This is a genomic window from Brachyspira pulli (assembly GCF_036997785.1).
Taxonomy (GTDB): domain Bacteria; phylum Spirochaetota; class Brachyspiria; order Brachyspirales; family Brachyspiraceae; genus Brachyspira; species Brachyspira pulli.
On the sequence record NZ_JAWLQI010000018.1, the window covers coordinates 43,906 to 52,762 of the forward strand.

Annotated in this window: 8 protein-coding genes; 2 read left to right on the forward strand and 6 right to left on the reverse strand. The window is 25.3% G+C overall.

The features are described from left to right. Positions 1-17: 17 nt before the first annotated feature. Entirely contained in the window at positions 18-1,043 is a 1,026-nt protein-coding gene (locus R4K56_RS05850; protein ID WP_335769642.1) for a threonine aldolase family protein, read from the reverse strand. 261 nt (positions 1,044-1,304) lie between these two features. Here R4K56_RS05850 and purB point away from each other — a divergent pair, with 261 nt between their 5' ends. Both purB and R4K56_RS05860 read left to right on the forward strand, forming a co-directional pair. After that, entirely contained in the window at positions 1,305-2,597 is a 1,293-nt protein-coding gene (gene purB / locus R4K56_RS05855; RefSeq protein WP_297297414.1) for an adenylosuccinate lyase, read from the forward strand. Between the two features lie 217 nt (positions 2,598-2,814). Further along, positions 2,815-4,017, forward strand: a complete 1,203-nt coding sequence (locus tag R4K56_RS05860) for a cyclic nucleotide-binding domain-containing protein (protein ID WP_335772120.1) — start codon at positions 2,815-2,817, stop codon at positions 4,015-4,017. A gap of 17 nt (positions 4,018-4,034) precedes the next feature. Here the strand turns inward: R4K56_RS05860 and R4K56_RS05865 are convergent, their stop codons facing one another. The 5 genes from R4K56_RS05865 to R4K56_RS05885 all read right to left on the reverse strand — a co-directional run bounded on the left by R4K56_RS05865 (position 4,035) and on the right by R4K56_RS05885 (position 8,774). After that, on the reverse strand, positions 4,035-4,751 hold the full coding sequence (locus R4K56_RS05865; protein WP_335772119.1) for a hypothetical protein: 717 nt from the start codon (positions 4,749-4,751) through the stop codon (positions 4,035-4,037). A gap of 115 nt (positions 4,752-4,866) precedes the next feature. Beyond that, a complete protein-coding gene (gene mnmE / locus R4K56_RS05870; RefSeq protein ID WP_335772118.1) occupies positions 4,867-6,261 on the reverse strand; it encodes a tRNA uridine-5-carboxymethylaminomethyl(34) synthesis GTPase MnmE in 1,395 nt (464 codons plus the stop codon). Between the two features lie 12 nt (positions 6,262-6,273). After that, the gene (locus tag R4K56_RS05875; RefSeq protein WP_335760972.1) at positions 6,274-7,302 is read right to left on the reverse strand and encodes a hypothetical protein; all 1,029 of its coding nucleotides are present in this window, start codon (positions 7,300-7,302) and stop codon (positions 6,274-6,276) included. Beyond that, positions 7,299-7,748 (reverse strand): tRNA (adenosine(37)-N6)-threonylcarbamoyltransferase complex ATPase subunit type 1 TsaE, encoded by a 450-nt coding sequence (tsaE, locus tag R4K56_RS05880; protein ID WP_335756593.1) that lies wholly within the window; start codon positions 7,746-7,748, stop codon positions 7,299-7,301. The genes R4K56_RS05875 and tsaE overlap by 4 nt, the downstream gene beginning before the upstream one ends. Positions 7,749-7,793: 45 nt before the next feature. Then, positions 7,794-8,774, reverse strand: coding sequence for a WESB_1763 family membrane protein (locus tag R4K56_RS05885; protein ID WP_335760973.1), 981 nt, complete (start codon positions 8,772-8,774; stop codon positions 7,794-7,796). Positions 8,775-8,857 lie beyond the last annotated feature (83 nt).

Here is an 8,857-nt window from a genome sequence, read left to right on the forward strand (position 1 = left end):
AATGAATATTTATATTATTATAGTTTAACTTTTTTGATTAATTCGCAAGCTTCATCTACTTCTTTTAAGCTTATATCTCTATGAGTAACGAATCTTACTTTATATTCTCCGAATGAACTAGCTCTTACACCAAGTTCTTCTAATTTTTCAATTATATATTCTGAAGTTTTTTCAGTATCTGCTATAACTATATTAGTTTCTACATGTTCAAAATCGAGAGTACCAATTCCAGCTTCTACGATAGTTTTTGCAATTTTTTTAGCTTTTATATGATCTTCTTCCAATGCTTCTATATTGTGCTGTAATGCATATATACCAGCAGCAGCCATCAATCCGATTTGTCTCATACCGCCGCCTATTAATTTTCTCATAATGAATGCTTCTTCTATAAACTCTTCTTCTCCGCAAATCATAGCTCCCATTGGTGCACCAAGACCTTTAGATAAACAGAATGTAATAGAATCTGTATTTGATGCTATTTCTTTTACAGGTACTTTTGTAGCAATAGATGCATTGAATACTCTAGCTCCGTCCATATGAAGATGAACATTTTTAGATTGTGTAAATTGATATAATTCTCTAAGTACTTCTATAGGATAAACAGAACCTCCATGTCTGTTATGACTGTTTTCTACCTCTACCATATTTATAGGTGAAACGAAATATGGCTGATGACCTGCAAAATATTTCTCTACTATACTTTTTGTTAATATTCCTCTGTCTGCTTTTGTTGTTATAGTCATAATTCCAGCAAGAGAAGAAGCTCCTCCCAATTCATAATGCATAATATGTGATTCTTCTTCTAAAAGCATTTGTTTGCTTCTTGTTCCTTTTATTAACATAGGTATTAAATTACCCATAGTACCGCTTGAAACAAATATAGCTTTTTCTTTTCCTGTAATTTCTGCAGCCATTTCTTGAAGCTTATTTACTGTAGGGTCTTCCATATAAACGTCATCGCCGCATTCAGCTTCGTATATAGCTTTACGCATTGCTTCATCTGGTTTGGTTATGGTGTCGGTTCTTAAATCATAGATTTTCATTTTAACATTACTCCAATTTTTTTATTCTTCCTAAAAATAATATAATTTATAAGCACAATAATTGTATGTGTTTTAAAATAAATTACAAGTGTATTATATAAACAGTTATAATTGGTATATGATAAATGAAAAATTAAATTTATTGTAATTTATTGTCATATAAAATGGTATTTATCAAAAAAAATATTATATAATTGAAATAAATTATAATTTTATCTATAATATAACGCAATAAATTATATCATTTAAGGATAATAAATTATGATAAAAAGATACACTAGAAAAGAAATGGGCGAACTTTGGAGCTTACAAAATGAATTTCAAGTTATGCTTGATGTTGAGATTGCTGCTTGTGAGGCTATGGCTGAAATAGGAGAGATTCCAGCAGAGGCAGTAAAGAATATTAAAGAAAAAGCTACTTTCACAGTTGAGAGAATTGCAGAAATAGAAAAAGAAACTAATCATGATATTATATCATTTGTAACAGCAGTTCAGGAAAATGTAGGCGAGGGCGGACAATATATACATAAAGGCTTAACTTCAAGCGATGTAAAAGATACAGCATTAGCGGTTATGATGAAAAAATCTGCTGAAATTATATTAGACGATTTAAAAAGATTATCTGAAGTATTATTAAGACGTGCTAAAGAACATAAATATACTCCTTGTATAGGACGTACTCATGGTATACATGCTGAACCTATGACATTAGGTTTAAAATTCATTTTATGGTATGATGAGAATGAAAGAAATATTAAAAGAGTAGAGGAAGCTAAAAAACAAGTTTCTGTTGGTAAGCTTTCTGGTGCTGTTGGTACTTATAGTAATATTGATCCTAGAATAGAAGAAATAGTTTGTAAGAAATTAGGTATAGAAGCTGATAAAGTTTCTACCCAAATAATACAAAGAGACAGACATGCACAGTATCTTACAACTTTAGCTATTGTTGCTAGTTCATTAGAAAAATTTGCTACAGAGATTAGAAACCTTCAAAGAACTGATATAAGAGAAGCAGAAGAATATTTCAGTGAAAAACAGAAAGGTTCATCAGCTATGCCTCATAAAAGAAACCCTATAACTTGTGAAAGAATATCTGGTTTAGCTAGAATAGTAAGAGGTAATGCTTTAGCTTCTATGGAAGATATTACACTTTGGCATGAAAGAGATATAAGCCATTCATCAGTAGAAAGAGTTATACTTCCAGATTCTACAATTGCAGTTGATTATGCTATCAATAAATTCATTGATATAGTAGATAAGCTTTTAATTTATCCAGAAGCTATGAAAGCTAATATTGAAAAGACAGGCGGTTTAATTTTTAGCCAAAGAATATTAATAAGCTTAGTTAATAAAGGCATTGATAGAGATAATGCTTACAGATGGGTTCAAAGAAATGCAATGAAAAGATGGCTTAACAATGAAGACTTCAGAGAGAATGTTCATAAAGATGAAGATATTACAAAATATTTAAGTTCTCAGGAAATTGATGATTGCTTTGATTATGCTTACTATCTAAGAAATATTGATGTAATCATGAAAAGATTTGGAATATAATTTATATTAAAAAATAATATATAGGGGCTTTATATTTTTATAAGGCTCCTATTTTTTGTTCTTTTTATTGTTATATTGTTCTATATAGAGATGTATAAAGTGATATTTATACTGTACTTTTAAATTTTTTGATTTTATTTTGAGAAATTGTAATTATAATATTGACTTATATAATTAATAATGTAACATGTAATTCATCATATTAACATGAGGTGGTATGATGATTAATTATAATAATATTGTTTCTTTCAAAAAATCTTCTTTAATTTTTATAGAGGACACTTATCCTAAAAATTCTTTTTATATAATTACCAGCGGTAAAGCGGTGTCTTATGGTACTTATTTTGATAGTAAGATGGAATATACTACAGGCGATATATTAGGCTTAGTAAATTCTGCATTGAATGAGCCTTATTTTTTCAATATGAGAGCTGAAACTGATGTTGAGGCATTAGAGATAAATGTAGATGAAATTATAAAGATATATAATAGAGATATAATTAAAAAAATACATTATTACTTGGAAAATTCTTTAGAAATTTGGCTTAGTAAATATTATATTAATCTTTCGCATCATAATTCTATTACAAAATATGATATTAAAGAAGAATATGTTTTAAATATGGCTCAAATATATATTGATAATGGTTTTCCTACTATTGCCTATGAAATGTATAAGCAATGTTTAAAATTATTTCCTGGAAGTGATAATTCTCAAAATATTAAAGATATAATAAATTCTATGAGTGAATACAATTTGCCGGATCCAGTTGAAATTGATGATAATGTTTTTTATTGTAAAAAAGGATATTGTTTATATACAGAGATTATGGCAAGCAACTATCTTTATCTTATTAATTCCGGTAAAGTAGGGGTGTATAATGTTGTAAATTCACAATTAGTTACAAGGGCTATTTATTCAAGTAATAATCTTGTAGATGGATATATGCCGGATATTATTTATCAGCCTTTATCAACTACAACAGTAGTATTAGAAGATTCAAAAATAAAGTTGTTAAGTAAAGAGGAATTTATATCAATAGTTGCTAATGTGAATTCTTTAAGACCTTATTATTTTAAAATAATTTGTACAAAAATAAGAAACAATATTTTTAAAGTTATGGCTCTTAATAGTAATGATCTTTTTATGAAAATTTTGATTACTATATATTATATAGTAAGAACTGAGATTTTATTTCTTAGTAAAGAAGTAAATAATATTGATCTTCTTTATAAAGTACATGATATAGTGACAATAATAGGTTATAATAAAATAGATGCTGTTAGAAATGAATTAAAAAAGATTAATGCTATTAGTATAGATGAAGAAGATTATATTCATATACTAGATATTAATGAAATCATAAAAGAGTATGAGATATATAAAAAAAGACTATCTTTAAAAAATCATTATAATTAATAATTGTTTTTTAATTATTATTTTTCTTTTGCATCAATAGCTACTAATTGTGAAGGAGCAAATCTTAAGCCGAATTGTAATCCCATATCTATACTGTCAACTGAAGTAATTTTATTATCTTCACTTTTTTTTCTTACTCCAAATTCGTATCCTGCATATAAACCAACATTAGCTGCTATATTATGAGTATTAAATATAGAATAATCGAATGTTAATTTTAAATAAGGTATTACATTTATATAATTGTATGCAGCTGTTATATAGGCAATATCATATTTAGTTACATTTATTGTAGATTGATTTTTATTTTCTTCTGATTTAGTTTCTATATATTCATATCCAACTAAAGGAACTTTTACACCGAAACCTAATCCTATTGCAAAATCTCCTATATTAAATTTAGGCAATATTCCTATTTGGAAGTTATGGAATTTCATTGATGTTTTTGAATTATTTTCACCTATAGAATAGGCATAAGTATCATAGCTGTAACCAGCTTCTCCTAAAATACTAACCCCCATACCATTTTTTAAATCTATCATATATCCAAATAAACCAGAAATTCCTATATCAAATCCTAAGTCAGGTTTTCGTGAAATATTATCAATCTTTCCTATAGGCATACCAACAGATAATCCCATAGGAACATTGATTATCGCTTCTATTCCGCTTTTTGCAAAAAGAGATAAATTAATAAATATAAAAACTCCCATAGTAATCAGCAATTTTTTCATAATTATAATTAAACTCCTTTTGTTTATAAATGAATATAATATATCATTATATTTATCGTCTTTTTAAATATAATATTTTATTGTGTTTTATCAAATAAAATTTAGAATATTATTATTATTTGCCTATGCAGAAATTAGCGAATATCTCATTTATTACTTCTTCAGCATCTATTTTGCCGCTTACATTTCCAAGTATATTATTTAATATATTCATTTCTTCTGCAACTTCATCTAATGAATATTGCTGCTCTGATTTTTCTATACATACATCAATCTGTTTAAGTCCGCTTTCTAAATATCCTCTTTCTCTGTTATTAACATAGCTTTCTTTATTGAATATATCTATATCTGAATCGGCAACATAGTTTTTTAATGCCTGTATCAAAGTATCTTTACCTGCTTTAGTTTTTGCACTTATTTCTATTACATTATTACTTTTTATATTGTAATTAAATCTTTTTTCACTGTCGCTTTTATTTAGAATATATATTATATTTTTATTGTTTAATGAGTTTAGAAATTCTATTAAATTAATATCATCTTCATTGGCATTATCGCTGCTGTCAAAAACTGCAAGTATAATATCAGCTTCATCAGCACATTTTTTAGCCCTTTCAATTCCTTCAAGTTCTATATCATTGTCAGCTTCTTTGTGAAATCCAGCAGTATCCATTAAATAGAATGGTATATTGTCAATATAAATATTTTCGCTTAAAAAATCTCTTGTAGTGCCTGCTATATTTGAAACTATTGCTCTTTCTCTGTCTAATATCATATTGAATATACTGCTTTTTCCAGCATTAACCCTTCCAAGTATAGCTACTTTTATACCATTAATAAGATTTTCTACTCTTTTGGAATTTGATAATATATTTTCTATATCTTTTTTTATTTGTAAGAAATTTTCTATTAATTTGTCATAAGAGAAACTTTCTGTATCATCTTCAGGAAAATCTAATTCGCCATAAACAAGCATTAGAGAATTTTTGATATTATCTCTTAATCTGTCAATTTCCCTTGTGAGTCTTCCTCTCATTTTATATATGCTGGCTTCTGCCATAAGTTTATTATTAGAATCTATTAAATCATGTATAGCTTCTGCTTCGCTTATGCCAATTCTTCCATTTATATATGCTCTGTATGTGAACTCTCCCTTATTAGCTGCTCTTGCCCCGTTTCTTATTAGAAGGTTAATTAAAGAATCTATTACTACAATGCTTCCATGTGAAATAAATTCTACAGTGTCTTCTGATGTAAATGAATTCGGAGATAATGTTGTAAGTACTATAAGTTCATCTATAGGAGTGTTATTTTCATCTTTTATTAAAGTATAATAACTCTTTCTATGTTCAAAGTTTTTAATATTTTTATTTTCATTATGAGCGTAAAAACATATTTTTGATGCTATTTCTAATGCTTTGCTTCCAGACATTCTTATTAATGCTAATGCACTTTTTGAGTAGGGTGTTGATAATGCTACAATAGTATCTTTTATATCATATTCATTCATATATATAAACTCTTAATTGTTATTTTCTTCTAATTGTCCGATTTTTTTCTGATTCTTTTTGTGCTCTTTTAATTCTTTTTTTAATCTTTTTCTTTCTTCTTTGTATATTTTTTTATTTTCTTTTTCTTCTAATTTTAATGCTGTTTGTAAGTTTCCATTATTAATTATATAATCAACACAAAAGTTATAATCTGCCTGCATTTTATTAAGTTCAGGTACTTGTTTTGCAAATTTTACATAATCTGATTCTTCAAACATTTTTATTATATATTCATTTTCATTGAAGTTATTATCATTAAATAGTTCATTTATTTCAGTTGTTGTCATATCTTCTATATTAAATCTGAATCTTTTTGTAAGATATCTTTTAAATATAAATGTTAATTCAAAATAGTATTCAGCATATTTATTTTCATTATAATAAGCATTACAATCCATAACTTTTAATGCATTTAATGCTTCAGTATCTTCTTTTATATTTACTCTTTCATTGAATTTCTTTTCTATATATTTTACTATAGCGAATATCAATATTATTAATCCTATAATGGCAAAGGCTATTAATACAGCAAATATCCATACATATTGAGGCATTGGTATTCCCATAGTACTTTTCATAGGAGGCAATGTTTCTCCGTCTGAGAATGAATTTACCAATATATTTATTTCTTCTCCGTAAAGCTCTTTATATTCATTATTATAATTGTAAGAGATTTTAAATGGATATATAACAAATTGTCCTACATCATAGAAACCTATTTGGTATTTTATTGTTCTTTCTTTATAATCACCTATGGTTCTAGTTTTATTTTCAACGGATACTATTCTTGATTTACTGTTTCTTTCATCAAATGAAACATCTTCATAATTGTAATCTATATTATTTTTTGATACTATGCGTACTTCATATTCTACAATATTTCCTATTACTATATTAACAGAAGACACACTTGTTTTTGATGATATTATAGTGTTTTTATCTATTGGTTTTGAACAGGAAATAAATATTAATATAAAAAATAGTAATATAAATTTTTTCATGAAATTAAACTTATCCTATATAATCTGCTGTTTTCTTCTTTCATTTCTATTTCAAATAAATAGTATGGAGGTTCAAAATAGTCTTTGAATTTGTTTCCCCATTCTATAAGAGTTATTCCATTTTCTCTGATTTTATCTTTAAATCCTATATCATCAAGCTCTTCTTTACTGTCTAGTCTGTATAAATCAACATGTCTTAATATACTTTCTTTTTCGTCAAGCATAATATCATATTCATTTATCAATGTGAAAGAAGGACTGCTTACTATATCTTCACTTTCTAATAATCTTGATAAGATTCTAACAAATGTTGTTTTGCCGAATCCTAAATTTCCTTCCATAATTACTATGTCGCCGTTTTTTAATATGCTTTTGAAAAATGAAGCAATAGTTTCTATATTATCAATACTTATATTTTCTTCTTCTTTTAATATTTCTTTTTTCATAGTTTATTAATTTTTTATTAAATAATTATTTTAAAGAATAATATATCATAGGTCATTATTTGTCAAATATGAAATATCTTCTTTTTTATAGTTTTGTATATTTGACATTTCTAAAATTGAAAACATTGATATTAATCTTAATGAAAAATTACTCATATCAAGACCGGCTAATATCAATAATGTGAATATTATTAATTTAGGATAATAGTTTTTTGATACCATTGATGTAATAAATGATGAAAACAAAGTTATAAAGAACATTATCATAACTACCATATAGATTGTAAATGGTAAATACATTACAATTCCTAAAGCATTAAAGAATGATATTATGATTAATAGAAAATTTGCTCCAAAAGAAAATATACTTAATATTGATAATACAATGCCAAGTATTACAAATACAAATGATTTATTAATGTTTTTCATAATTATTTCTTTTATGAATATTAATATATAACCTATTATTAATATTAAAAAAGAAAATGATGATAATTTGCTTGTATAAGTAGAAATATATGTTGATGTATAATGAAAAATATCTGAATCTATTAATTTATTAGCTGATATTATAATGTAATTTATATTTGAAGCTAATAATGATAATAATATAAATACATATACTCCTCTTTCTAATTCTATTGTATCTTTTGATTTTATTATAGGAAATAAGATTTTTATAGTTAATATTAATGTTGTTACAAAGAATAAGAATTCAATTATATTATGTATATTTATTTCCATAACATATAATTTGAGAGTTCCAAATATTAGAAATAATATTCCTATAAAAGACAATAATATATTTGAATTAAATATAGCATTATAAAATTGGTAAAATACTAATAGAAAGAATGTTATAAGCACTATATAATCAAATATAAAAGTTATTAAATAAAAGAAAGAATTATTATCGACTACTATACTTCTGAACAGGATATAGTTAAATAATACGATAGCAATTAATATATAAGACCAAAAACTGTATGCAATAACAAAAGATTTATTTTTATTTGTGTTAGTCATTAACTATTATCCGATTATTGTATAATACAGTATATAATAATACTATTATTAAAAAATTGCAAGAACATTAAAAAATATAGTTT